General features: G+C 49.2%; 26 protein-coding genes. 9 read left to right on the forward strand and 17 right to left on the reverse strand.

Annotated features, from left to right (window positions below):
- Nucleotides 1-345 precede the first annotated feature (345 nt).
- From EA392_01300 to prmC, 5 genes are read right to left on the reverse strand one after another with little or no spacing between them, the layout of a single operon-like run.
- Nucleotides 346-1,248 carry a 4-hydroxy-tetrahydrodipicolinate synthase gene (locus EA392_01300; GenBank protein TVR41553.1) on the reverse strand — a complete coding sequence of 301 codons (903 nt, stop codon included), beginning with the start codon at nt 1,246-1,248 and terminating at the stop codon, nt 346-348.
- Nucleotides 1,232-1,801: a hypothetical protein gene (locus tag EA392_01305; GenBank protein TVR41554.1), complete on the reverse strand. Its 570-nt coding sequence runs from the start codon at nt 1,799-1,801 to the stop codon at nt 1,232-1,234. The genes EA392_01300 and EA392_01305 overlap by 17 nt, the downstream gene beginning before the upstream one ends.
- Entirely contained in the window at nt 1,798-3,819 is a 2,022-nt protein-coding gene (gene ligA / locus EA392_01310) for an NAD-dependent DNA ligase LigA (protein TVR41555.1), read from the reverse strand. Before ligA ends, EA392_01305 begins: the two co-directional genes overlap by 4 nt.
- Nucleotides 3,820-3,822: 3 nt before the next feature.
- On the reverse strand, nt 3,823-4,476 hold the full coding sequence (locus tag EA392_01315; GenBank protein ID TVR41556.1) for a hypothetical protein: 654 nt from the start codon (nt 4,474-4,476) through the stop codon (nt 3,823-3,825).
- A gap of 30 nt (nt 4,477-4,506) precedes the next feature.
- Nucleotides 4,507-5,415, reverse strand: coding sequence for a peptide chain release factor N(5)-glutamine methyltransferase (gene prmC / locus EA392_01320; protein ID TVR41557.1), 909 nt, complete (start codon nt 5,413-5,415; stop codon nt 4,507-4,509).
- Nucleotides 5,416-5,451: 36 nt separating this feature from the next.
- Here prmC and ribD point away from each other — a divergent pair, with 36 nt between their 5' ends.
- From ribD to EA392_01335, 3 genes are read left to right on the forward strand one after another with little or no spacing between them, the layout of a single operon-like run.
- Entirely contained in the window at nt 5,452-6,537 is a 1,086-nt protein-coding gene (gene ribD, locus EA392_01325; protein TVR41558.1) for a bifunctional diaminohydroxyphosphoribosylaminopyrimidine deaminase/5-amino-6-(5-phosphoribosylamino)uracil reductase RibD, read from the forward strand.
- Nucleotides 6,534-7,409, forward strand: coding sequence for a DMT family transporter (locus EA392_01330; GenBank protein ID TVR41559.1), 876 nt, complete (start codon nt 6,534-6,536; stop codon nt 7,407-7,409). Before ribD ends, EA392_01330 begins: the two co-directional genes overlap by 4 nt.
- A 1-nt stretch (nt 7,410) precedes the next feature.
- Nucleotides 7,411-8,028, forward strand: coding sequence for a YigZ family protein (locus EA392_01335; protein ID TVR41560.1), 618 nt, complete (start codon nt 7,411-7,413; stop codon nt 8,026-8,028).
- Here the strand turns inward: EA392_01335 and EA392_01340 are convergent, their stop codons facing one another.
- Nucleotides 8,029-8,436, reverse strand: a complete 408-nt coding sequence (locus tag EA392_01340; GenBank protein ID TVR41561.1) for an acyl-CoA thioesterase — start codon at nt 8,434-8,436, stop codon at nt 8,029-8,031. It abuts the gene before it with no gap.
- A 393-nt stretch (nt 8,437-8,829) separates the two neighbouring features.
- On the opposite strand from EA392_01340, the gene dnaA reads away from it, so the two are divergent.
- From dnaA to EA392_01355, 3 genes are all read left to right on the forward strand, one after another.
- Nucleotides 8,830-10,260, forward strand: a complete 1,431-nt coding sequence (gene dnaA, locus EA392_01345; GenBank protein TVR41562.1) for a chromosomal replication initiator protein DnaA — start codon at nt 8,830-8,832, stop codon at nt 10,258-10,260.
- An 80-nt stretch (nt 10,261-10,340) separates the two neighbouring features.
- Nucleotides 10,341-10,799, forward strand: coding sequence for a low molecular weight phosphotyrosine protein phosphatase (locus EA392_01350; GenBank protein TVR41563.1), 459 nt, complete (start codon nt 10,341-10,343; stop codon nt 10,797-10,799).
- Nucleotides 10,789-11,502, forward strand: coding sequence for an SAM-dependent methyltransferase (locus EA392_01355; protein TVR41564.1), 714 nt, complete (start codon nt 10,789-10,791; stop codon nt 11,500-11,502). The genes EA392_01350 and EA392_01355 overlap by 11 nt, the downstream gene beginning before the upstream one ends.
- Here the strand turns inward: EA392_01355 and EA392_01360 are convergent.
- The 4 genes from EA392_01360 to EA392_01375 all read right to left on the reverse strand — a co-directional run bounded on the left by EA392_01360 (nt 11,499) and on the right by EA392_01375 (nt 15,385).
- On the reverse strand, nt 11,499-12,929 hold the full coding sequence (locus EA392_01360; protein TVR41565.1) for a hypothetical protein: 1,431 nt from the start codon (nt 12,927-12,929) through the stop codon (nt 11,499-11,501). The genes EA392_01355 and EA392_01360 overlap by 4 nt on opposite strands.
- A gap of 74 nt (nt 12,930-13,003) precedes the next feature.
- On the reverse strand, nt 13,004-13,843 hold the full coding sequence (locus EA392_01365; protein TVR41566.1) for an FKBP-type peptidyl-prolyl cis-trans isomerase: 840 nt from the start codon (nt 13,841-13,843) through the stop codon (nt 13,004-13,006).
- Entirely contained in the window at nt 13,843-14,373 is a 531-nt protein-coding gene (locus tag EA392_01370; GenBank protein TVR41567.1) for a hypothetical protein, read from the reverse strand. The genes EA392_01365 and EA392_01370 overlap by 1 nt, the downstream gene beginning before the upstream one ends.
- Nucleotides 14,360-15,385: a bifunctional oligoribonuclease/PAP phosphatase NrnA gene (locus EA392_01375; GenBank protein TVR41585.1), complete on the reverse strand. Its 1,026-nt coding sequence runs from the start codon at nt 15,383-15,385 to the stop codon at nt 14,360-14,362. The genes EA392_01370 and EA392_01375 overlap by 14 nt, the downstream gene beginning before the upstream one ends.
- A gap of 99 nt (nt 15,386-15,484) precedes the next feature.
- Between EA392_01375 and EA392_01380 the strand changes: the two genes are divergently transcribed.
- Together EA392_01380 and EA392_01385 are read left to right on the forward strand one after the other, a co-directional pair.
- Nucleotides 15,485-15,904, forward strand: coding sequence for a nucleoside-diphosphate kinase (locus EA392_01380; GenBank protein ID TVR41568.1), 420 nt, complete (start codon nt 15,485-15,487; stop codon nt 15,902-15,904).
- Between the two features lie 141 nt (nt 15,905-16,045).
- Nucleotides 16,046-16,303, forward strand: coding sequence for a hypothetical protein (locus EA392_01385; GenBank protein TVR41569.1), 258 nt, complete (start codon nt 16,046-16,048; stop codon nt 16,301-16,303).
- Here EA392_01385 and EA392_01390 read toward each other — a convergent pair.
- The 7 genes from EA392_01390 to EA392_01420 form a co-directional block, all read right to left on the reverse strand.
- A complete protein-coding gene (locus EA392_01390; GenBank protein ID TVR41570.1) occupies nt 16,300-16,575 on the reverse strand; it encodes a hypothetical protein in 276 nt (91 codons plus the stop codon). The genes EA392_01385 and EA392_01390 overlap by 4 nt on opposite strands.
- Nucleotides 16,576-16,843: 268 nt before the next feature.
- On the reverse strand, nt 16,844-17,386 hold the full coding sequence (locus tag EA392_01395) for an acyltransferase (GenBank protein ID TVR41571.1): 543 nt from the start codon (nt 17,384-17,386) through the stop codon (nt 16,844-16,846).
- A gap of 2 nt (nt 17,387-17,388) precedes the next feature.
- Complete coding sequence (locus tag EA392_01400) at nt 17,389-17,967, reverse strand: dephospho-CoA kinase (protein ID TVR41572.1); 579 nt, start codon at nt 17,965-17,967, stop codon at nt 17,389-17,391.
- 3 nt (nt 17,968-17,970) lie between these two features.
- Nucleotides 17,971-18,300, reverse strand: coding sequence for a preprotein translocase subunit YajC (yajC, locus tag EA392_01405; GenBank protein TVR41573.1), 330 nt, complete (start codon nt 18,298-18,300; stop codon nt 17,971-17,973).
- Nucleotides 18,301-18,313: 13 nt separating this feature from the next.
- Nucleotides 18,314-18,769 (reverse strand): DUF1573 domain-containing protein, encoded by a 456-nt coding sequence (locus EA392_01410; GenBank protein TVR41574.1) that lies wholly within the window; start codon nt 18,767-18,769, stop codon nt 18,314-18,316.
- Nucleotide 18,770: 1 nt separating this feature from the next.
- The gene (locus tag EA392_01415) at nt 18,771-19,721 is read right to left on the reverse strand and encodes a transcription antitermination protein NusB (protein ID TVR41575.1); all 951 of its coding nucleotides are present in this window, start codon (nt 19,719-19,721) and stop codon (nt 18,771-18,773) included.
- Between the two features lie 5 nt (nt 19,722-19,726).
- The gene (locus tag EA392_01420) at nt 19,727-20,833 is read right to left on the reverse strand and encodes a Glu/Leu/Phe/Val dehydrogenase (protein TVR41576.1); all 1,107 of its coding nucleotides are present in this window, start codon (nt 20,831-20,833) and stop codon (nt 19,727-19,729) included.
- Between the two features lie 121 nt (nt 20,834-20,954).
- Here EA392_01420 and EA392_01425 point away from each other — a divergent pair, with 121 nt between their 5' ends.
- Nucleotides 20,955-22,850 carry an ABC transporter ATP-binding protein gene (locus tag EA392_01425; GenBank protein TVR41577.1) on the forward strand — a complete coding sequence of 632 codons (1,896 nt, stop codon included), beginning with the start codon at nt 20,955-20,957 and terminating at the stop codon, nt 22,848-22,850.
- The last annotated feature ends 7 nt before the right edge of the window (nt 22,851-22,857 follow it).

Consider the following 22,857-nt stretch of genomic DNA (forward strand, 5'->3'; position numbering starts at 1 on the left):
TGACAAAAATTAAAAAAGCCAATTATAAACCCCAATCACACCCCCCTTGTCATTTGGACCGGAGTGCTGAGGTACGAAGCACGCAGTGGAGAAATCTCATTCAATTCACACTTTTATCTCATAATAGATTTCTCCGCTACGCAGCTCCTGGCGTCGCTGCTTCGGTCGAAATGACAAAAATTAAAAAAGCCAATTATAAACCCCAATCACACCCCCCTTGTCATTTCGACCGGAGTGCTGAGGAACGATGCACGGAGTAGCCTGCCCCGAAGCATTTCGGGGGAGAAATCTCATTCAGTTCACACGTCGTCTCGTAAGATTTCTCCGTTATCCTCAACGACTGGTTCACCCCTCCGGCAGCGCCACCAAGCCACTTTCGCGCAACATGCCGCGCAGGGTTTCAGACCCCGATTCAGACATCGGTGCAAGCGGCAGGCGCACATGCTCTTCGGTTATTGCAAGCAATTTTAAGGCGCGTTTGATCCCGGCCGGATTGCCCTCTGCAAAGAGCTGACGAATAATATAAAGCAAGCGGTAGTGAATGGTACGGGCGTGGTCAAAATCACCGTCAAGGCCCGCGTGAACCATTTCTGAGAACTCCTGCGGAAAAGCATTTCCCACCACCGATATCACGCCGTCGCCACCACACGCCAGAAATGGCAACACCAGCGAGTCATCACCCGAAATCACCAGAAAATCGTCGGGCGCATACCCAATCACGTCCATGCATTGCTCAAGATTACCCGAAGCCTCCTTGATGGCGATGATGTTGTTGCACTCCTCGGCAAGCAACAGCGTGGTTTCGGGTAGCATGTTCGAAGATGTGCGGCCCGGCACGTTGTACATAATGATGGGGCGGGGTGTGTGCTCATTGAGCGCCTTGTAATGGGCCACAATTCCTGTTTGGGTGGGCTTGTTGTAATACGGACTCACGCTTAGAATGGCATCCACCCCCTCCCAGTTCATGGCCTCCATACTGCGCAAAATACCTGCGGTGTGATTCCCACCCATTCCATACACCACAGGCAATCGCCCGGCGTTGATATCGAGAATAAAATCCAGTACAGCGCGGCGTTCTTCAGCCTCAAGCGTTACCGACTCACCAGTGGTTCCCATCACCACCAGGTAATCCGTGTTACCACGAATGAGATGGCGGGTAAGTTTTTCGAGCGACTTGAAATCTATTTTTCCGTTTGCATGAAATGGCGTTACCATGGCCACGCCCATGCCGCTAAACTGGCTGTGCATCTTTTTTGCGATTCAGAATGGTTAAAAAGTGATTGAGTTTTTGCTGGTACTGGTCAAAAGTACTGTTGGCCGGAAGGTCTATCATCATATCGAGCATTTCTGCTTTTTGCTCGTTCCAAGCGCCTACCTTAAACCGCGCCCTCGACTTTGCCAGTATGTGCATCAGTGGCTTGATGTCCTCCTGGGTAAAGTCAATGAGGATATCAAAATCACGATGGATGAAATCGTTTACGGCCGGGCCTACCGGCTTCAACCGCCAGTCGAGATCGGGCTTTGAGAAATAATCAAACTCCAGTTTGTGGACATGCCAAAACGGAATCTGCTTATCGTCGATATAGGCAAAGGCCATGATATCACGGATGCCGTGCTCTTCCTTCAGATACTTCACATACTGTTTCACCAGGATGTAAAACGACTCACCCCGCTCTTTGTAGAGCAATCCAATGCTTCTCGCCTGACTGAAGTTTTGGAGCTTTACACGCCGTTTGGATTCCGGTTTTAAATCCAGAAAATACCGGCTGGTAATACGCAATATGGATTCAGGCAACATCATACGCCAATCATCTCCAGGAATTCGTTTTCGGAAATAAGCGGAATACCAAGGTCGGCAGCCTTATTGCGCTTGGCCGGCCCCATGTTGTCGCCGGCCAGCACATGGGTGGTTTTGGCGCTGATAGAGCCCACATTTTTACCCCCGTGTTGTTCAATCATCCGTTTGAGTCCATCGCGCGAGTGATACTGAAAAACTCCACTGATAACGAATGTGGTACCCTTGAGTTTTTCGCTTACAGGAAGCGCGTCTTCTGCGCTTTCAAAGTTAAGACCTTTTTCGCGGAGGCGCTGAACCATGTGCCGGTTTTGCTCATTGCCGAAATAGTCCACCACGCTTTGTGCGATGCGCTCGCCTATTTCGTTCACCTCTACGAGCTCTTGAATGGTTGCGGAAGCAAGTTTGTCAACGTCGGGAAAGGCTTTGGCCAGTTTACGTGCCACGGTTTCGCCCACGTAGCGGATGCCCAGCGCAAAAAGCACACGCTCATAAGGCACCTCTTTGGATGCCTCCAAACCCGCGAGCAGGTTCACTACCGACTTCGTAGCCATGCGCTCCAGTGGAAGCAATTGCTCTTTGGTCAGGTCGTACAGGTCGGCCGGATTGCTGATAAGACTCTCGCGGTAAAGTTGTTCAATGGTTTCTTCGCCCAGACCTTCTATGTTCATGGCTTTGCGGCCAATAAAGTGCTGCATGCGGCCTACGATCTGCGGCGGACATCCTTCTGCATTGGGGCAAAAGTGCTGGGCTTCTCCTTCATTGCGAACCAGTTCAGTTTCACATTCCGGGCAATTCGCAATGTATTCTAGCGGACTGATTTTCATCCCCTCGCGCCCTTCAAGGTCAACACCTACCACCTTGGGGATGATTTCACCGCCTTTTTCCACAAATACGCGGTCGCCAATGCGCAAATCGAGCTTGGCAATCTGATCGGCATTGTGCAGTGACGCCCTTTTCACCACCGTTCCGGCGAGCAGCACAGGGCGCAATTGGGCCACGGGTGTAATAGCTCCTGTGCGCCCAACCTGGTACAGCACGTCTTCCAATATGGTGGGAACTTTCTCCGCCTTAAACTTGTAGGCGATGGCCCAGCGGGGAGATTTGGCGGTAAAACCCAATTCTTCCTGCTGGCGGTAATCGTTTACCTTGATCACCACACCATCGATGGCAAAGGGCAGTGAAGTACGCTGTTGGTCCCAAAAGGCCACAAACTCCATGATTTCATCTATGTTGCGGCAAAGGGCAAACATATTGTCGGCCTGGGATGGAACCTTGAAACCAAGCTTTCTGGCGTATTCAAAATTTTCTTTGTGGGTGAGAAACGGCAATCGCTCGCCCAAAACCTGGTACATGAAACAATCCAATCCGCGCTCTGCCACTACGGACGAATCCTGTAGTTTGAGGGTGCCCGAAGCCGTATTGCGCGGATTGGCAAAAACGGGTTCGCCATTTTCCTCGCGCCGCGTATTCAAGGCTTCAAAAGCGTCAAAAGGGAAGAATATCTCACCGCGAACCTCGAGTTCTTCGGGTACATCGTCACCTTTGAGAACAAGGGGAATGGATCGGATGGTTTTTACGTTGGTAGATATATTTTCACCGGTGGTTCCGTCGCCGCGCGTCAACGCCTGCACCAATCGACCGTTGCGGTAGGTACAGCCGATTGCAACTCCGTCGTACTTCAACTCGCAAGCGTACACTACCTCATCCTCAAGGGTCTTTTTGATACGGGCTTCCCATTCTACCACTTCCTCCTTACTGTAGGTATTGGAAAGCGACATCATCGGCCAGCGGTGCTTTACTTTTTCGAACTTATGCGTGATGTCACCCCCCACCCTTTGCGTGGGAGAATCGGGATCGGCAAACAAGGGATACTGCGCTTCCAAATCATGCAATTCGCGCAGCATATTGTCGAACTCAAAATCACTGATTTCAGGATCACTCAGCACATAGTACCGATGATTGTGGTAATGAATCTCCCTGGCCAATTGTGCCATTCGCTGCTGTGCTTCATCAGGCCCCATACTTCACTCTTTTCGGGTTTGAAACTGTACCGTTTTATAAAGGTCAATGATATCAATTTTCAGTCGGAGGTGGTAGCTAAAGCCAGAATATTCGCGTTGAAGCTGGCTGTCAGCGGCTCCAAAAAACTGGTAACCCAGGCCCCCACCAAATGCCAACCAGTAGAAAACCCTGAACTCAGCAGCTCCGTTCAATGAAAGCACACTTACGCGAAAACTTCGAAGAAAACGCAAAGAGCCCACCTCGGTTTGGTAAAACTGGTCCACACCGCCAAAACCATAGCTGATGGGCGCAGTGACCAAAAACCTTCGATTTTCGAATACCCGCGGCTGCAAAAAGAGGGTAATCAATCCAAAATCAGACTCAATGTTGGTGGTCTTTCCGATTTCGTCCACAAAGCCGGGATCGCGCCGCAGCCGATTGGTAAAGGCATAGAACCCTATTCCGGCCGAAATGCCAAGTTCGCGATCCATTACTCCCGCTTTCAGTCCGCCCAACCGAACGGAGCGTTTGCCTACAAACATGGTACTTCCATCTAGTTGCACCAGGGGCACAAATCTCTTGGCTTCAGGCTCCGGAAAAGGCCTGTCCAAGGAGAAAAGACCCCACTGGCCGAAAGGTTTATTTTGCGCCGGGCTTACAGCCGGGCAAAACAGCATCAAACAAAGAGCAAAAAAGCGAATTGTCATTTACCAGGCAGCCTTTACCATTCTGTAACGTCCGTTCAGGTCTTTTCGGACGGAAGTTTCGGTAAAGTTAAACGACCCCAGCAAATCGGTGGTATCGGCGGGCAAATCCTCATTGATTTCCAGGTACAGGCTGCCGTCAGGTTTAAGATGTTTTTGGCAATAGCGGGCAATGGCTCGGTAAAACAACAATGGGTCTTTTCCTTCAGCAAATAGCGCGAGGTGTGGCTCAAAATCCAGCACATTCCGCTTCATTTCAGGCATCTGATTGCGTGTAACGTAGGGTGGATTGCTCACGATGATGTCAAACATGCCTGCATGTTCCGGCTCGCCGTTAAGAATGCTCGCCTTTACAAATTGAATCTTCATGTTGTTACTCCGGGCATTTTTTCTCGCCAGGTCAAGCGCAACATCCGAAACATCCGTGGCCCACACTTCGGCGTGATTCCATTTTTTGGCAAGTGCCGTGGCGATACAACCGCTGCCGGTTCCGATGTCGAGCACCCTGATGGTTTTGCCCGTGCGATGTTGTTCTTCGGCCAGCATCCAGTGCACCAATTCTTCGGTTTCAGGCCTGGGAATCAACACCCCCGGCTTCACGTCGAGATGAATCCCGTAAAAATCCGTGTAGCCGAAAATGTACTGAATGGGCTCTTCCTTTTTGAGTCTATCAATCACCTCAGCAAAGCGCTCAAGAACCTGCTCATCAACAGGGGTTTCGGGTCGCAGCATAAGTGCCATTCTGTCCATGTTGAGGAGCTCCTTGAATGTGCGTTGAATGAGGGACTCCAGTTCAGTCATGGAATACACGCCAGATAACTCCTGACGCATAACGTAGAGCATCGAAACTGCATTGCGCATAGGTATGTCGGTCAGCGTCATGGTTCGATTTTCGTCTGATAACGAAAACATTGCAAGGTGCCTAAAAGTTCACAAACACAGAACTACATGGTGTCAATAAATATTAACAACCCGCTTTCCTTTGGCTATCTTCGCGCCGTGGAAAACAAGTACATGCAACGCTGCTTTCAGTTGGCCCGTATGGGTTTAGGCTTTGTTGCCCCTAACCCACTGGTTGGTTGTGTTATTGTTAATAAAAATCGAATTATTGGTGAAGGGTATCACCACCAATACGGAGGTCCGCATGCCGAGGTGTTCGCCATTCGCTCTGTTTCGGACCCTGAACTTTTAAAGCATTCAACGCTTTACGTTAGTCTTGAGCCTTGTGCCCACCACGGAAAAACGCCACCTTGTGCAGAACTGATTGTAGAATCGGGTATTCCAAAAGTGGTGATTGCCAACCGTGATCCGTTTGAAGCAGTGAATGGAAAAGGCATTGAAAAACTGCAGCTCGCAGGAATTGAGGTTGTTTCAGGAGTTTGTGAAGAAGAAGGAAGCCGGATGAACCGCCGTTTCTTCACTTTTCACAACAAAAAACGGCCCTACGTAATCCTAAAAGCTGTGCAAAGTCAGGATGGCTTCATGGACCCACCACGCAATGAAGATGAAAAAGGAATTCGCTGGATTTCAGCGCATGAAACCGCCATACTCACCCACCAATGGCGTGCAGAAGAAAGCGCCATACTTATTGGAACACGAACCGCGCAGGTTGACAATCCATCCCTCACAACCAGACAGGTGAGCGGCCCAAATCCGCTTAGGTTGTTGATTGACAAGAACTGTTCTGTGCCAGCCGATGCGGCACTTTTCAGCCAAGACGCCCAAACAGTGGTGTTCAACGCAAAAAAGAGCGGATCCGAATCCCATGTGCAATGGGTAAAGCTTGATTTTGCCCAATCTGTTGTACCCCAAATAATGGATTGGTGCCACCAACACCACATTCAATCGGTATTGGTTGAAGGTGGGGCTGCTACGCTGCAGGGATTTCTGGATTCCGAATGCTGGGATGAGGCACGCCTTATTAGTGGAAATGTGCGCTTCGGCAAGGGCCTCCCAACGCCCAGCATCAAGGGTAAAAGTGTGCGGCGATACACTTTTGGCGGTGACAGGATTGAACACATTATACCGCAATGATGCTCATATACATAGCCCTGAGCGTACTCTGCTCTACCCTGCTGTTTGTGTTGTTCAAGCTCTTTGAGCGCTACAGGCTGAGCACAGGCCAGGCCATTGTGGTGAATTACCTCATAGCCGCGCTGTTCGGCTCTATGTTGCTGCCGCGTTCTGTTGATTTGTTCCTCGTGTACCAAAAGCCCTGGTTTTGGCTGAGTGCGCTGATGGGCTTTATGTTCATCACGCTGTTTCATTTGATGGCATACATCGCGCAAAACATCGGACTATCGGTGGCATCGGTGGCAAGCAAAATGAGTGTGGTGGTACCAGTTTCGGCGGCCATTGTGTTGTACGGCGATGCGGTTACTTTTCAAAAAATCGCTGGAATTACCATGGCTCTGGTGGGGATCTGGATGGCGAGCATAAAGGAGCGGAAAGGCAAGGCTCCGGTTCAGCTGCTTATTTTTCCGGTGATTCTTTTTCTCGGCTCGGGAATGCTCGACACCCTTTTGAAGTACGCCGAGGGAAGGGTTGTTCCGCGCGAAGACCAATTGTACTTTATTCCCTCCATTTTTCTGATGGCCTTTTTATGGGGTCTGCTTATTACGCCTTTCATCAACAGAAAAAAGCAGGCCACCGACACATCGCGTACCCGAAGTCTGGCCGGCGGTGTACTCCTTGGCGTGGTTAATTACGGCTCCATTTATTTCATATGGCAGGCTTTATCCAGCGATGGCGCGGAAAGTTCGGTGGTATTTCCGTTGGCAAACATGGGTGTTGTGGCAGCCTCTTCGCTTGCCGGGCTCATGGCCTTTGGCGAAGTGCTTTCGAAACGCAACTGGCTCGGAATCGGTGTATCTATTCTGGCCATCATCATTATGACATCCTGGTAGTATGGAGGGTGCTGTTTTGCAATATCGCACCATCGCGTCGCCCTCGGAAGGACTCTACAAGGAAAAAGGGAGTAAGTTTTTGGGCTTTGCCTTTCCGGTGACAAACGAAAGCGACATCAACCAACGCCTCGAAGAGTTGCGCAAACTGCACCACCAAGGGCGACACCACTGCTACGGCTGGGTGCTGGGGGTGGACGATATAAGGATGCGGGCTAACGATGACGGCGAACCCACCTACAGCGCAGGCAAACCCATTCTCTCACAAATTGAAAAGCTCGAGCTTACCGGAACGCTGGTGGTGGTAGTGAGGTACTTCGGGGGCACAAAACTCGGTGTGGGCGGATTGATTCAGGCCTACAGAGCCGCAGCCGAAGCAGCACTCAATCAATCCCATATCTTAACCCTTGATGTGGTTTCGAGCTACCAATTGCTTTTTCCCTATGCCGCAATGAACGACGTGATGAGCCTGGTAAAACAACTTGAACTCGAAACTTCAGCGCACAAATTTGAACTCTCCTGCGAGATGAGGGTAAAGGTGCCCCGAGAAAAACTGGAATCCTTTACGAAAGGTTCCGCTGAAATCCAGGAACTGAGGCTTAACAAACTGCAGGACGACTAGCTAACCGAGCTTTTCTGAAAACACTTTAAGCAAGTCATCCGGTGCTTTCCGGGGTCGGCCCGAATGGGCATCCACAAACACCAGGGTGGTTTCGGCTTCATTCAAGAGCACCCCTTCCTGATTACGAGTTTCGTAGGAAAAAGTAATTCTGGCCGTGGGCAGTACAGAGATTCGGGTTTGGATATCCAGCAAATCATCGTAACGCGCCGGCTGCAGGTAACTCACTTTGAAATCTACCACAGGCAAGAGCACACCTTGATCTTCCAATTCGCGGTAGCTAATGCCCAGCGACCGGAGCATCTCAACCCGCGCTACCTCAAAATAGGTGGCGTAATTACCATAATATACAAAGCCCATTCGGTCGGTTTCGGCGTAGCGTACCCTTATTTGTGTGCGGTGCTCAATCATGAATCAGGTTTTTGGTAGAGTTGAAATGCGTGGACACAAAAGTAATGGGTCGCATGAAGATGTGGAAAAAAGAAAATTGGCACCAAAACTTGCTGTAAACGCGGCCAATTCGAGAAAGCCGAAAAAAAAACAATGCAATTCACAAACATTTGTTAATATTGAACGCCGAAAGGTTTTCGGGCGAATTACCAGAGAAAAAAGACATTCTAACCGAGGGGTGAGGGATGTAAAACTTTTGAAAAAATCAAGGGGGCTCGGATTTTTTTTTAAACTTTTTTCTCCAAACCTTTGCCCATCTTCAAAAGCAAGGGATTTAGCGAGGAGACCCTTGTCATACAGGTTATTACAACCTTTCGACACGTACTACTAACCGACTAACAAGGATTTAATCCGATGACTAAAAAACATGTGAAAATTTGGGAAGACTGCCTCTCTATTATTAAGGACAACGTGAGCCTCCAAGCCTACAAAACGTGGTTCGATCCTATTCAGCCTGTCAAGTTCGACAAGAACATCCTCACCATTCAAGTTCCCTCGCAATTCTTCTACGAATGGTTGGAAGAACACTATATCGGCCTTCTTAAAAAGGTCATCAAGCGTGTGCTTGGCGACGAAGGCCGACTGGAATACTCTATCGTGATGGAAAACACGGCACGGGGTTCCAACCCTTACACTGTGAAAATTCCTACCAGCAACTCGCGGGCGGTAAAAAATGAGCCGGTAACCATGCCTCTGGATCTTGGCGGAAAATCCATCAAGAACCCATTCATTATTCCGGGATTGAGGAAAATCAACGTGGATTCGAACCTCAACCCCAATTACTCTTTTGAAAACCTCATTGAAGGTGATTGCAATCGACTTGCCCGTTCTGCCGGATACGCGGTTGCCAAAAAACCTGGAGGAACAGCGTTTAACCCGCTGCTTATATACGGTGGCTCAGGTTTGGGGAAAACCCACCTTGCCCATGCTATCGGGATTGAAATCAAGAATCTCAGTCCCAACAAAACAGTTCTCTACGTTTCGAGCGATAAATTCACCCAGCAGTTTATTGATGCGGTGAAAAACAATACGGTAAACGACTTCTGCCACTTCTACCAGATGATGGACGTGCTCATCATTGACGATGTGGAATTCTTCTCCGGAAAGGAAAAGACGCAGGACGTTTTCTTCCATATATTCAACTCACTGCACCAGGCAGGGAAACAAATTGTGCTCACCTCCGACAAGGCTCCGGTTGAAATGCAAGGAATGGAGCAACGCCTGCTCTCTCGCTTCAAGTGGGGGCTATCAGCAGATTTACAGCCTCCCGGACTGGAAACCCGTATTGCCATTCTGGAAAAGAAAATGTACGCCGACGGTATTGAGTTGCCTAAGGATGTGGTTGAATACCTCGCCTACAGCATCACCACCAATATTCGCGAACTGGAAGGAGCCATGATTTCATTGATGGCGCAGTCTTCACTCAACAAAAAGTCCATCAACCTTGATCTCGCCAAGCAGATGATTGACAAGTTTGTGAAGAATACCGCGAGGGAGGTCTCAATTGATTACATCCAAAAGGTGGTGTGCGATTACTTTGACCTGCCTATTGAGTTGCTGAAGTCAAAAACCCGCAAGCGCGAGGTTGTGCAGGCACGCCAGATTGCCATGTACTTTGCCAAAAAGATGACCAAGTCCAGTCTGGCAAACATCGGATTACACTGTGGAGGTAAGGATCACGCAACTGTGCTGCACGCGTGTCGCACGGTAAAAAACCTTACCGAAACGGACAAAAACTTCCGAAAATACCTGGAGGACCTTGAGAAAAAACTCAGCATTCAATAATCCCACTTCGTGCGGACAATCATTGAAATCACCGCTCCGTGCGGTGATTTCTTTTTTGTAGTAATCAAAAAAACAGAGCGATGAAGATTTTGATGGTTTGCCTGGGAAACATATGCCGCAGCCCGCTGGCGGAAGCCATCCTGCGCGAAAAAGCAGACGCCCAAAACCTCGACATTGAAATAGACTCTTGCGGTACGGGCAATTATCACATCGGAGAGCCACCCGACGAACGCTCACAAGCCAACGCTTTGAAAAATGGAATAGACATTTCCTATTTGAGGGCAAGGCAGTTTAAAGTGACAGACTTTGAAGCTTTTGATCGCATTTTCGTAATGGATCAGAGCAACTACAACAATGTTGCAAAAGTGAGCTCGCACCCAGAACAGATGAAAAAAGTAGAGTTCATTCTAAACACGCTCAACCCCGGCAGCAATGAGTCCGTTCCCGACCCTTATTTCGGCGGAGAGTCCGGATTTCAGCGTGTCTTTGAATTGCTGGATGCAGCCTGTGATAAAATTGTTGAAGACCTTGCCCGTTAAATCCACACTCTACCTCATCCCCTCACCCATTGATGGCAGCTACAACAGTCATCAGGTGCCTCTTGCCGAAACGGAGCGAATTGCTCATCTTAGGGTATTTGTGGTGGAAAACCTCAAGCATGCGCGGCGCTACCTGCGAAAACTATTGCCTGAAGTTGCCATAGACGATTGCACGTTTTACGAAATGGGCAAACACGCTACCCCCGAATCGCTGTCAAGATTGTGGAGCACCATGAAATCGGGTACAGACGCAGGGGTCATATCGGAGGCCGGTTTACCCGGCGTAGCAGACCCCGGAGGCTCAGTGGTGAGCATGGCACACCAAATGGGAATGCGGGTGATTCCGCTGATTGGCCCGGGTTCTATTTTTATGGCGCTGATGGCCAGCGGTTTTAACGGCCAACAATTTAGCTTTCACGGCTACCTGCCGCGCGAAGGGGCTGATCGATCGAAAAAAATCAGGGAATTGGAAAGCCAGGCGCACCGAACGGGGTACACCCAGATTTTCATGGAAACCCCTTTTCGAAACAATGCCCTGCTGGATGATATTCTCAAGAGCTGCGGATCAAGCACCATGCTGTGTATCGCACGCGCCATTTCGCAAGCAGATGAATGCATCAATACCCGAAGCATTCAAGACTGGCAAAAAAGTACTCCAAACCTGCACAAGGTGCCTGTGATTTTCCTCATTGGCAAGATCTAATCCCAGGTAGGACAAGGAATGCCGGCTGTAGAATCCATTTTTCCGCGTGACTTTACACGCCCTTTGCAACGCTGACTTTTAAAAATGGTGTATTTGAGTGCCACATAGGCGTCCATTCCAAACACATCGCTGCGGAAAAACAGCGGACCCAGACGGTCGGTACCGATAACAATACTATTGAATCTGAATGCAATTCCCATTCGCGGGTGCTGGTATTGCGCAAGCGTAAACGGAAGCGAAACCTCAAAGCGGCGCAGCTCAAAACGCGGCGTCACATTGATGAGCGAAGCGCGCTGCATGGAAAAATCGCGTCCTCCTCCTACTCCTTGCATCCAGACTCCTGCAACAAAGAAACCTTTGCCCAGGTTGTAGTCAAACTGTAAGCTGAGCATGGTGGGTAAAGACATTCTGAAGGACACTGATTCAGACATTTGCCCGGAAGCAGTAATCATTGAATCGAGTTGTTCCATATTGCCCGGCATTTCATTGTTGAAATCATCCATTGACACTTGCAATCCGGCAACATCCCAGTGAGAAGCGCGGTTGCTGAAACGGATGCTTCCCATATCGAGTACGGAAAAACCCACGCGGTACTGGTACTCGGCGGTTTGGCATTGCTGTTCACGCGAAAATGCGGTGTACCGGTCCATCTCTTCTTTGTACCGAATAAAGGTAAACCCGGCGTTCAGACCCCAGCCAACTCCGGCGTTTAAGCCCGGCTCTGTCCATGCCACACCCGCATTCAGGTTGTAAAGGTTGAAGTTTGAGGAATCACCTACCTCAAAACGCATATCGTCAACGCGCAAGGAAGCAGCGCCTATTCCCATCAATCTTCGCGGGGTAAGCGCCACGTGCAGGGCATTTTTTCCCTGCTGCACAATAGATGCCCCAAGGGTTATTCCGGCCTCTGCCCATGCAGCAGCTGACACACCGGCATTGCTCAACTCGTGAACCATGTCCCGCTGTGGCTCGTATCCCAATCCTTGAAAAATATAGTTGGCCATTTCCGGGCTCACCCCATTAAAACCCACACTTGAACGAACCCCAGTGTGGACGCCCAGCGCAAATCGTCCGAATACCCCGGTAAACGAAGGACCGGCGGCAAAAACATCCAGATGACCAAAATGACTTGAAGGCCCTCTATTCTGTTGAGGCTCCACAGATCCATCGTATTGTTCTGCTCCGCCCAACAATCTGAAGGAACGTCCGGGCATGAACACCATGTTATTGTCGAGCGACAACCCCACGCCCACCAACTGAATGTCGCGATACGCGGCGGTACCCACAATAGACGATGGATTTAGCCAAACTGATTGTGTTGGATTGTAATTGCCCGTGGCTGCCCCCAATGCGAATTGAGCCTGCACATTGCTTACGTATAGGGCAAACAGAGGGGTTAAAATCAACAGTTTCTTCATGGTTAGCATGGACTATTTGCCTCATGCGTACGATGCTGTTATCAAAAGGTTTGAAAAAATGTAAAGTCATTTGCGGATCAAGCTCAGGGCAAGAAGCCCTCGTCGGAGTCAATGGTTATGCGGTACATGAGCGGTGTAAAGGGCGGAATGATACCGGTAGAAGAGCCGTTTTCGCCAAAGGCAAATAAAGAGGGAACAACAATGGTGCGTGTTTCGCCGCGTCGTGCCCCAATAAGTCCGTATTCCAGGCCTGTAAGTATTTGCCCCTCGCTGCCTAGCTGAAAAACCAGCGATTCGCCCGTGAGGAATTGGTCATCAAATAGCTGGCCTGTAAGAAAATAACCTGTGTAGCGAATGCCAATTACATCGCCGTAACGCAGCGGCTCGCCCTCGCCACTCGCTTCTATTCTGTAAACCACAGCGGGATGGATCAACGTTGAAGTAAACCCACCGTCCAATGCTTTCTCGCGCAAGCGTTGTTCCTCCATCATTTCTCTTTCCAGTAACCACCTTTCAAAGTGTCTGGAGAAATCGTCATGACCAAAGCAACCCTTCCAGGTTATGGTGACTTCAATGGTATCGGCAGTACCCACTACCCCCGGCCGATGGTCTATGAAAGTTGCGCTGTCTCCGGGTTTCATGTGGTCCAGATAACGAGTCAACATGATAAGCATTGGGTCATCTGCATAAATCCAATAGGGAAGGTTGTCAACTTTTCGGGTTTCAAAGGCCTGCGTCATGGCAGTATCCGGGCTTTTCAACCCGAGTTCGAAAACATCGCACGGCGCCGATAGATCCAGATCGGTATCAAAGGCCTGCAGTTTCATATGGAGCCCTGAGGCCACTTCATCGTAATCGGGATACACCGGAGCTTTGCAGGCCAGCATCGCCACCAATAAAACTATGCTCCATCTGCTTTGCATTAGCGGGGAAAAACACGCAGGTAATACAATACCGGACTGTTGGAAGGGATTTTCTGTCCGTCGCCCGTAAGGCCGTGGGCCAGGTAGCTGGGCAGTAACATAACCGCGCTATCACCATGGCACATGTATTTTACACCTTCGTGCAGTCCCGACTCAACATCGTCGTGATCCACCACAAAAGAGCGCGGACCTGTTTTTTCGGAAGTGTAGCAGAGCGTGCCATCCAGCAATCTTACCTCGTAGTTGAGCACCACCCTCTGATCCGCTAGAATGGAGTCGCAGGCTTCATCATTGCGATAAATGCGGTATCGAAGTCCAGTAGGCGATACCGTCATGGTCTCAGTCCGTTCCTCAAGGTAGGCGTTGATTTTTTTATCCTCCTGTTGAGCGTGGTATTTGCTGCTCTCCATCAACAACTCCTTCATTTCGGCATTGCTCATACCCTGTATAGGGTGCTGTCGTTTTTCGCGGCATGCGCCCAGCATCAGCAAAGCAATGCATCCAGCATAAAAGAGGCTAATCCGTGGCATCCAGTAACTTTTTATACTCCGGTAAGATTGATCCAAACCGGGCCATTGTGTCTTTGAGGCTGTCGAGCGAGTTCCCTCCGGCCGCGTTGATGTGACCGCCACCGTTGAAGTGCTTCGCTGATAACTCATTAACAGGGAAGGTTCCCAGAGATCGAAAGGAAATCTTTATCATTTTGTAGTCCTCCTTGAAGAAAGCTGCCATCACAACACCTTTGATGGATAGCGCCTCGTTCACAAGGCCCTCAGTGTCTCCGGGCTTTGTATCATATTTTTCCTGCTCTTTGCGCGTGAGCCAGATGTATGCAGCTTTGTACTCCGGAAAAACCACCAGATTGTTGCTGAGCACATGACCTCGCATTTTGAGCATGGTTTCGGAGTTGTTGTCGCTCAGGTGGCGATGAACTGCCCCGTTGTTGACTCCCAACTGAATGAGATGAGCCGCTATACGGTGGGTATAATGGCTGGTGCTCGGAAAACGAAACGAACCGGTATCGGTTACAAGGCCTGTATAGATGCATGTGGCGATATCAGCATCCAGCATTTCCAAAAGCTCCATACCCTCCATCAGGTTGTACACCATTTCTGCTGTGGCGCAGGATTTCGGGTTACTGAACATCATGTCGAGCTGTACAACCGGATCCAGGTGGTGATCAATCAGCACTTTTTTGGCTTTTGAAGACGCCAGAAAATCTCCCATTTCGCCTGTGCGACCGAAATCGTTGTAGTCCAACGCAAAGATTACATCTGCATCCTCAATCAGCGGAATAGCCTTATCGCGCTCGCGCTCAAAGATGATTACATCGTCGTTTCCGGGTAAAAAATGCAGAAATGCGGGGTAATCATTGGGTACGATGATCTGTGCATTGATTGCCCATTTTTTAAGAATGTGATACCATGCAAGGCCTGAGCCCATAGCGTCGCCGTCGGGATTTTTGTGCACGGTCACCACGGCCGACCCGCAGTTGCTCAGCAAGTACCTGAGCCGCAGATATGATTTTGATAAAAAAGGCATTTGATACATGGGGTAAAAATAGCCAATGCCATCCAACTTGGGGTAACGCTTGATTTTTCTACTTTTGCGCCGATTTTAAACCCATAAAAACGCAAAGCAATGGCTGGAAACAGAACCTTCACCATGATTAAGCCCGACGCCGTGTCGGCCAATAATATTGGCAATATTCTCGCGATGATTGAAAACGCCGGATTCCGTATCCGAGCCATGAAATTTACCCGTTTGAGCCGTGTAGATGCCGAAACTTTTTACGCTGTTCACAAAGAGCGCCCGTTCTTTGGTGAGCTGGTGGATTACATGATTTCAGGTCCAATTGTGGCGGCAATTCTTGAAAAAGACAATGCGGTTGAGGACTTCCGCAAACTGATTGGCGCCACCGATCCTTCGGAAGCGGCAGAAGGCACCATCCGCAAGCTCTACGCAAAATCAAAAGCTGAGAACGCGGTACACGGTTCTGACAGTGATGAGAATGCCGCTATTGAGTGCTCTTTCCATTTTGCGGGAAGAGAGGTTTACTGAGCATTTCAATCCGAAAAAGACATAAAAATCCCGGTGAATCAGTGATTCACCGGGATTTTTTTTTGAGGAGCGCTTGTTGATTCGAACGCGGAGAGTTACGGTGTGTGACTCCTCCATCCACTTTATCCGGGTGAGGGATAAATGGCTGCCATCTTTCAGGCTGGCCGATTTGAGCAACCGGGGAAGTTCCCTTTCAATCCAAAACAGATCTTGGTTCTCAATTCAGGTTACACCTCCCTTTTTTATGGAATACCCAACTCGGCAGATGCACCTTTCGGAATAAACGAGCGAACAACGATGCAAGCTATGTATTTCAATCGGCAAACTACACTACTGCCTTCCAAAGGTTTCCAACGGTGTATTCACAAAGTTTATCAACATATGTGGAAATCAGGCTAGCCAGCCATGCGTTGAGGCTCTGATTCCTGCTCAGCCAAAAACGACCTTCCCTTTCGGGTGAGGCAGTAACCTCCTTTGTTCTCGATAAGATTCTCGAGGTACAGCCGGGTGATGCGCTCTCCAATACGCGCCTGGTTGATGGAGAGGTTTGAGGTTGATTCGATCCGTTTCCAAAAGGTGCGCTCAAGTTGCGATAAACCAATATTCATTTTAAGCCCGTTTTCCCGGTGATCGCTGATGATATCCAGTAGAAGTAGATCGTATTTGTCCATGACGTAATTTAATTATTGAGGTTAGTGGTTCATTTTCGACGCTTTACCCCGATCAAACACACTTTCCAACTCATCAAAAGATACCCACGCCCGAAACATTGCCCGGGTGATGCTACACGTAGTTTTCTCAGGAATGGGAACCAAAAATCCGGAACCCGATTGCGAAGCGAATGTAGGTAATGAAGCCCCTCCTCACAAGCCATGTTGAAAACTCAAGAGATTTCCACAAGGCTGTTAAAAAGTAAATTTTGCGTTAAGTAATCACCATTCAGGAAATGCCCAATTCCGGGTTCTTTCCCTTGATATTGCGAAAGAAACGAACCACAAAGGCGGATTCCTCCTCCCATGTGCCTGTAGCCATCTTCGCTTCGGCAATCTCTACTGTTCGCGTGGCATAATTGAGCCCCACCAGAACATATGGGATGTTTACTCCTCTCGCAATGTGGTAAAATCCGCTTCGCAGCGCAGGTACCTTGCTTCGGGTACCTTCGGGCGACAATGCCAGCCGAAATTCTGGCATATCCTTGAAAACACGAATGGTAGCATCAACCGCTTTCTCGTTGGTATGCCGGTTTACAGGATATCCACCCAGGCTTAAAAAAAAGTTTTTAAACGGAAATTTGAACAACTCCTTTTTGCCCAAAAAGCGGATGTCGGTTTGCACATAATCGCGAGCAGCTACACCGTAAATGAAATCCCAGTTGCTGGTATGCGGGCCCACTACAACCAGGTATTTGGGTAAATCGGGCAGTTTGCCTGTTACTTTCCATCCGTTGCGCCTGAATAACCATCTGCAAAACGCCACAAACATACTTAGCCCTCCAGTTGATTGATGATGGCTTCTACCTGCGGGATCAAAAGCTCATGGTCATCATTTACCACAACAAAACCGGCGCGTTTTACCTTTTCGCTTTCAGGAAGCTGCTTCTCCATTCGCTTTTTAACGGCCTTTTCGCTGGTGCCATCGCGCTGCACCACTCTCTTGATGCGCAATTCTGCGGGTGCGGTTACAACAATGAGTGCATCGCAGTGTTTCCAGCTTCCGGTTTCAACCAGCAATGCCGATTCCTTAAAACAGATTTCGCTGTTTTGCTCCTTCAGCCAGTTCTCAAAATCAGTTTGTACCCGCGGATGCACCACATCGTTGAGCTTCGCCAACAACTCGGCATTTCCGAAAACCTTGTCGGCAATGGCCGCTCTGTTTAGTCCGGCCTCATCCAGAACTTCTTCACCCAGCAGGGATACTATGGCCTCGATTAACTCCGCGTCGGTTTCCTGAAGACGACGGGCGCGCGCGTCGGCATCGTAAACAGGGTAACCCATGGCGCGAATCAAGCGAGCCACAGTGGATTTTCCACTGCCTATTCCGCCCGTAATTCCCACCAGTTTCATGCATCACTTTTTGGTGTCGAGGTCCTCGAGGGCCGCGGTGTTGTCGGGAGATATGGCCGACTTTTCCATGCGCAGCTTAGCTCCTCCTGCATCAATCAACACATTGGTGTCATTGATTTCCAAAATCTTACCATGGATACCTCCAATGGTAACCACGCGTTGTCCTTTGGCAAGACCCTCGCGGAACTTTTTGGTTTCCTTGGCTTTTTTAGCCTGCGGGCGAATCATGAAGAAATAAAACACAACGATGATGGGCACCCACAGAAAAAGTACCGTGGTCCATCCTCCTTCGTCGCCGCCTGCCATTAGTAAGATACTCGTTATTTGTGTCATGTCTGGTTTTTGTTTATTCCGGTGTTACTATTTCGCCCTCCAAGGTCAGTACAGTGGTTGAAGGCGATGTGTTGGCCACCACGCGGATGGCTACACTTTGAAATCCTCTTTTGTTTTTGCTATTGAACTCTACGTTGATACTTCCTGCTCCGCCTGGAGGAATGGGGTCGCGTGGCCAGTCTTTCATCACTGTGCAACCGCATGAGCCTTCCACAAAACTCAGCACCAATGGCGATTTACCCTCGTTGGTAAAGTGAAAGCTGTGATTGATACGTTCGCCATCGCTCAGAACTCCAAATCCAAAGGTGGGCTCTTCGAAATGAATCACCGGCATCTTTTCGGGGTCTTTGCTGAACTGGCTTTTGGGGTTGTGCAGAATATCGGTGTCAATGCGGTCACTCCTATCGGTAACCCGGCACCCGCTGAACACGAGAAGCAGCACTACAAAAAATACTCCCTGGCTACGCATATCAGTTTTCTATCAGTCCTCTGCCCGTTTTTTTAATCATGCCACTTTCTTTCATCTCGGCAAAGAGCTTGTCGAGGATACCATTGATAAAGGTGTTGCTTTTGGGTGTACTGTAGTACTTGGAGATTTCGATATACTCGTTGAGTGTTACCTTGGTTGGAATCTGTCTGAATTCGCGCGCTTCGCTCAAAGCCATCTTCATCAGAATCATATCAAGCAGGGCTATGCGCTCCATGTCCCAGTTTTCTGCTTTGGCATTGATGAGCGCTTCATTCTCTACGCTTTGCAGAATGGTTTGGCGATATAACTGCCGAACAAATTGCTGCTCGTCTTCGGGATCTTTGTACAGTTCGAGGATGGGCTGATCACTTCCTGAACCTTCTCCAAACAGCTTGAATGTTTTAAGCACCATTGAACTTGCAAGGTCCAGGTCATCCACCCAGTAGATACTGTTGTCCTCAAAATACTGTTGCAGCGGCTCGTGGTTTACCACATATGTCTTAAACAAGCTGATGATCAACTGCCGATCGCTTTCGTAATCGGTTTCGGGAGCCTCCATGTAAGATTTGTACTCATCTGTTTCAATCAACATGCGGTACATTTTCTTCATCATTTCCTGCTGCTGGCCCCAACCCATCTTCTCCTTTTCGGCAGCATTTTTCAGGGCCTGATTTTGCTCCAACTGAACGATGAGTGCATTCTCCACAAATCGCATGTTGGGATTGAGGTCCTCGTGTGAAGGGAGTTTCTTCCTTTTCTTCTCCTCGATATGCAGATTGGCCTGGTGGGCAATTTCCACGAAAATCAACAGCAGAGAAATATACATCTCGCGCATCTTGGCAATGGAGTGAAAAAGCTCTTTTTCACCTTTGTCAAGGCTCTCTTTGCTTTGTTGAAAATACGCGTAGAGGGCGTGAAAAATCTTGATGCGGAGATGTCGTCTGTTCAGCACGGCAGTTAGAGTCTCTGGTTGATGGATGCGATACTTGCGATGCGCTCTTCAGCCATGCGATTGGCGGCGAGGTACGTGGGTATCTTTTCGTCGGCCGATTTCTGCAGGATGTTGAGGGTTGTTTGGTAGATATCTTCGGTTTGACGGTAAGCCATATCGCGGTTGTATCCTATAACTTCGGAGTAGCAATTGATGATTCCTCCCGCGTTAATCAGAAAATCGGGGGCATAGATGATACCTTTCTCCATCACAGCCGCACCGTGACGGGCTTCTTCGGCGAGTTGGTTGTTGGCCGCACCGGCAATAATACTGCAGCGCAAACGGCCCAGGGTATCATCGTTGATGGTAGCACCCAACGCACACGGAGCGTAAATATCCATGTCGCCATCGTACACCTTGTCGGCATCGATCACTTCTACCGCGAATTTTGCCTTGGTTGCTTTGATGCGGTCTTCGTGAATATCGCTAATGACCACCTTGGCGCCTTCCTTCACCAGCAGTTCAACCAGGTATTGCCCCACATGACCGGCTCCCTGAACGAGTACCTTTTTGCCTGCGAGGTTATCATTTCCGGATTGGAATTTCACAGCGGCCTTCATCCCCATGTACACGCCATAAGCGGTGACAGGCGATGGGTCTCCTCCTCCACCCCGATACTCGGGCAGACCGGCAACATGCTCTGTTTCCATGCTCACGTACTCAATGTCGCGGGTATTGATACCTACGTCTTCAGCGGTGATGTACTTTCCACCCAGGCTATCCACAAACTGACCAAACCTTCGAAAAAGAGCTTCGCTCTTGTCTTTGCGGCTGTCGCCAATAATAACGGCTTTGCCTCCCCCAAGATTCAACCCTGAAATGGCAGATTTGTAGGTCATTCCGCGAGATAAACGCAGTACATCGTTGAGTGCTTCCATCTCGTTGTTGTACGTCCACATCCGCGTACCTCCCAAACTGGGGCCCAGCACGGTGTTGTGCACTGCGATAATGGCCCGAAGCCCTGTGGCTTTGTCCTGACAAAAGAGCACCTGCTCGTGGTCCATATCCACCATGGGGCGGATGATTGGGTTCTCGTGGGCGCCAACCGATTGCTGATCTTCTACTTTCAACATTTGATGCAAAAAAGAGTTTTATGATGGAATCGTGTACTTTTAAACCCGCTTAAAAAGGGGGTCTAACCAGCGGCAAAAATACAGAATAATTGTTGCCTCACTTTCCGTTTTATATCAAGCCATGAAACACCTTGCACACCTCAACCGGTACTTTGTTCAATACAAGTGGCACATGGGGCTGGGCGTTCTGTTTATCATTCTGAGCAACATTTTTCAGGTGTATGCACCCCAGGTGGTGCGCGGTGCTTTCGATATGCTGCAGGAGTCTATTGAGCAATACAATACCATGGATGAACACGACCGGGCAGAGTTAACCATGCCCTCATCCGTTGCGCTCGTATTGCCCTTGATTGGTCAGGATCCGGCGGATTGGCTGAAGCTCGACAACAGAAAGCAGCTTGCTCAAACCATTCTCAGCCTGAGCGTGGTGCTGGCCGTGCTGTACCTCGTTCTGGCTTTGCTGAAAAGTATCTTTCTGTTTTTCACGCGGCAAACGCTTATTGTGATGTCGCGGCACATTGAATATGACCTGAAAAATGAAATTTTCGATCACTATCAGCGATTGGACCTGGCCTTTTACAAGCGCAATAACACGGGCGACTTGATGAACCGCATAAGCGAAGATGTGAGCCGTGTTAGGATGTATCTGGGCCCCGCAGTGATGTACACCATTAACCTTGTAGTACTGTTTATTCTTGCTATAGGTGCCATGTTATCGGTGAGTCCTATGCTTACAATGTACGTATTGATTCCGCTGCCCATTATGTCGGTGCTCATATATTACGTGAGTACCATCATCAACCGGAAAAGCGAGGAAGTGCAGCGTCAGCAATCGCTTTTATCCACCATGAGTCAGGAGGCCTTTTCGGGTATCAGGGTACTTAAAGCATTTAACAAGGAACTACAGTACAGCCAGCGTTTTGACGACGCCTGCAAAGTGTACAGAAAGCGACAACTATCTCTTGTAAAGGTGGATGCGCTCTTTATGCCAACCATTATTTTACTTATCGGACTGAGCACTATGTTGGCCATTTATGTGGGTGGGGTGATGGTCATCAACGGGCGCGACGGCATTACCGTGGGAAACATTGCCGAGTTTGTCATTTATGTGAACATGCTCACGTGGCCCTTTGCTGCGGTGGGATGGGTAACATCGCTTGTGCAAAGGGCGTCTGCATCACAGGAGCGCATCAATGAGTTTTTGAAGCAGGAGCCCGAGATCCGCAACGAACGCGAAACCGATGCACCTATTCGCGGAAAAATTGAGTTCAGGAATGTGTCTTTCCGTTACCCCGACACAGGTATTCAGGCTCTTAAAGGTGTTTCATTTTGTGTTGATTCTGGTAAAACGCTCGCCATTTTGGGCCGAACCGGATCGGGAAAATCAACCATTGCCAATCTTGTAGCCCGACTTTTTGAAGCTGACAGCGGCGAGATTCTGGTGGATGACCAACCCATTCGGGAGCACAACCTGTATCACCTGCGACGGAGCATCGGCTATGTTCCGCAGGATGTATTTCTCTTTTCCGACAGCATTGCCAACAACATCAGTTTTGGACTAGACCCCTCAGCCGAGTTTCCTGACAAAATCAGGGAGGCAGCCAGAAAAGCAGATGTTTTGCACAACATTGAAGACTTTCGCGAGCAATTCGAAACTGTATTGGGTGAACGCGGTATTACGCTTTCAGGCGGACAAAAACAGCGTGTTTCCATCGCGCGCGCTATCGCCAAAGATCCCAAAATTCTCATTCTTGACGACTGCCTCTCAGCCGTGGATACCGAAACCGAGGAGAACATCCTTCAGAACCTGAAATCGGTAATGAAACACAAAACTGCCGTCATTATCAGCCATCGGGCGTCTTCTGTAAAAAGCGCCGACCACATTCTGATACTGGATGAAGGACTAATTGCGGAAGAAGGAACCCATGAAGAACTTATTGAAAAACAAGGACTTTACTTCGATCTATACCAGCAACAATTAGCCGAATCCCAAAAAATTACCGACGAAGAAGCTTAAATCGAGA

The sequence above is a fragment of the Cryomorphaceae bacterium genome, assembly GCA_007695365.1.
Classification (GTDB): domain Bacteria; phylum Bacteroidota; class Bacteroidia; order Flavobacteriales_D; family SKUL01; genus SKUL01.

Bases quoted from the DNA above. Each gene is read 5' to 3' on its own strand.
- ligA (TVR41555.1), bottom strand. From the start codon at position 3,819: ATGGGGCCTGATGAAGCACAGCAGCGAATGGCACAATTGGCCAGGGAG.
- EA392_01380 (TVR41568.1), top strand. From the start codon at position 15,485: ATGGCTGGAAACAGAACCTTCACCATGATTAAGCCCGACGCCGTGTCG.
- EA392_01335 (TVR41560.1), top strand. From the start codon at position 7,411: ATGGAGGGTGCTGTTTTGCAATATCGCACCATCGCGTCGCCCTCGGAA.
- EA392_01365 (TVR41566.1), bottom strand. From the start codon at position 13,843: ATGCAAAGCAGATGGAGCATAGTTTTATTGGTGGCGATGCTGGCCTGC.
- EA392_01400 (TVR41572.1), bottom strand. From the start codon at position 17,967: ATGAAACTGGTGGGAATTACGGGCGGAATAGGCAGTGGAAAATCCACT.
- EA392_01370 (TVR41567.1), bottom strand. From the start codon at position 14,373: ATGCCACGGATTAGCCTCTTTTATGCTGGATGCATTGCTTTGCTGATG.
- EA392_01360 (TVR41565.1), bottom strand. From the start codon at position 12,929: ATGCTAACCATGAAGAAACTGTTGATTTTAACCCCTCTGTTTGCCCTA.
- EA392_01420 (TVR41576.1), bottom strand. From the start codon at position 20,833: ATGTTGAAAGTAGAAGATCAGCAATCGGTTGGCGCCCACGAGAACCCA.
- EA392_01330 (TVR41559.1), top strand. From the start codon at position 6,534: ATGATGCTCATATACATAGCCCTGAGCGTACTCTGCTCTACCCTGCTG.
- EA392_01385 (TVR41569.1), top strand. From the start codon at position 16,046: ATGGCTGCCATCTTTCAGGCTGGCCGATTTGAGCAACCGGGGAAGTTC.
- EA392_01375 (TVR41585.1), bottom strand. From the start codon at position 15,385: ATGCCTTTTTTATCAAAATCATATCTGCGGCTCAGGTACTTGCTGAGC.
- EA392_01410 (TVR41574.1), bottom strand. From the start codon at position 18,769: ATGCGTAGCCAGGGAGTATTTTTTGTAGTGCTGCTTCTCGTGTTCAGC.
- yajC (TVR41573.1), bottom strand. From the start codon at position 18,300: ATGACACAAATAACGAGTATCTTACTAATGGCAGGCGGCGACGAAGGA.
- EA392_01395 (TVR41571.1), bottom strand. From the start codon at position 17,386: ATGTTTGTGGCGTTTTGCAGATGGTTATTCAGGCGCAACGGATGGAAA.
- EA392_01305 (TVR41554.1), bottom strand. From the start codon at position 1,801: ATGATGTTGCCTGAATCCATATTGCGTATTACCAGCCGGTATTTTCTG.
- prmC (TVR41557.1), bottom strand. From the start codon at position 5,415: ATGTTTTCGTTATCAGACGAAAATCGAACCATGACGCTGACCGACATA.
- EA392_01390 (TVR41570.1), bottom strand. From the start codon at position 16,575: ATGGACAAATACGATCTACTTCTACTGGATATCATCAGCGATCACCGG.
- EA392_01340 (TVR41561.1), bottom strand. From the start codon at position 8,436: ATGATTGAGCACCGCACACAAATAAGGGTACGCTACGCCGAAACCGAC.
- dnaA (TVR41562.1), top strand. From the start codon at position 8,830: ATGACTAAAAAACATGTGAAAATTTGGGAAGACTGCCTCTCTATTATT.
- EA392_01350 (TVR41563.1), top strand. From the start codon at position 10,341: ATGAAGATTTTGATGGTTTGCCTGGGAAACATATGCCGCAGCCCGCTG.
- EA392_01300 (TVR41553.1), bottom strand. From the start codon at position 1,248: ATGCACAGCCAGTTTAGCGGCATGGGCGTGGCCATGGTAACGCCATTT.
- EA392_01315 (TVR41556.1), bottom strand. From the start codon at position 4,476: ATGCTGTTTTGCCCGGCTGTAAGCCCGGCGCAAAATAAACCTTTCGGC.
- ribD (TVR41558.1), top strand. From the start codon at position 5,452: ATGGTGTCAATAAATATTAACAACCCGCTTTCCTTTGGCTATCTTCGC.
- EA392_01425 (TVR41577.1), top strand. From the start codon at position 20,955: ATGAAACACCTTGCACACCTCAACCGGTACTTTGTTCAATACAAGTGG.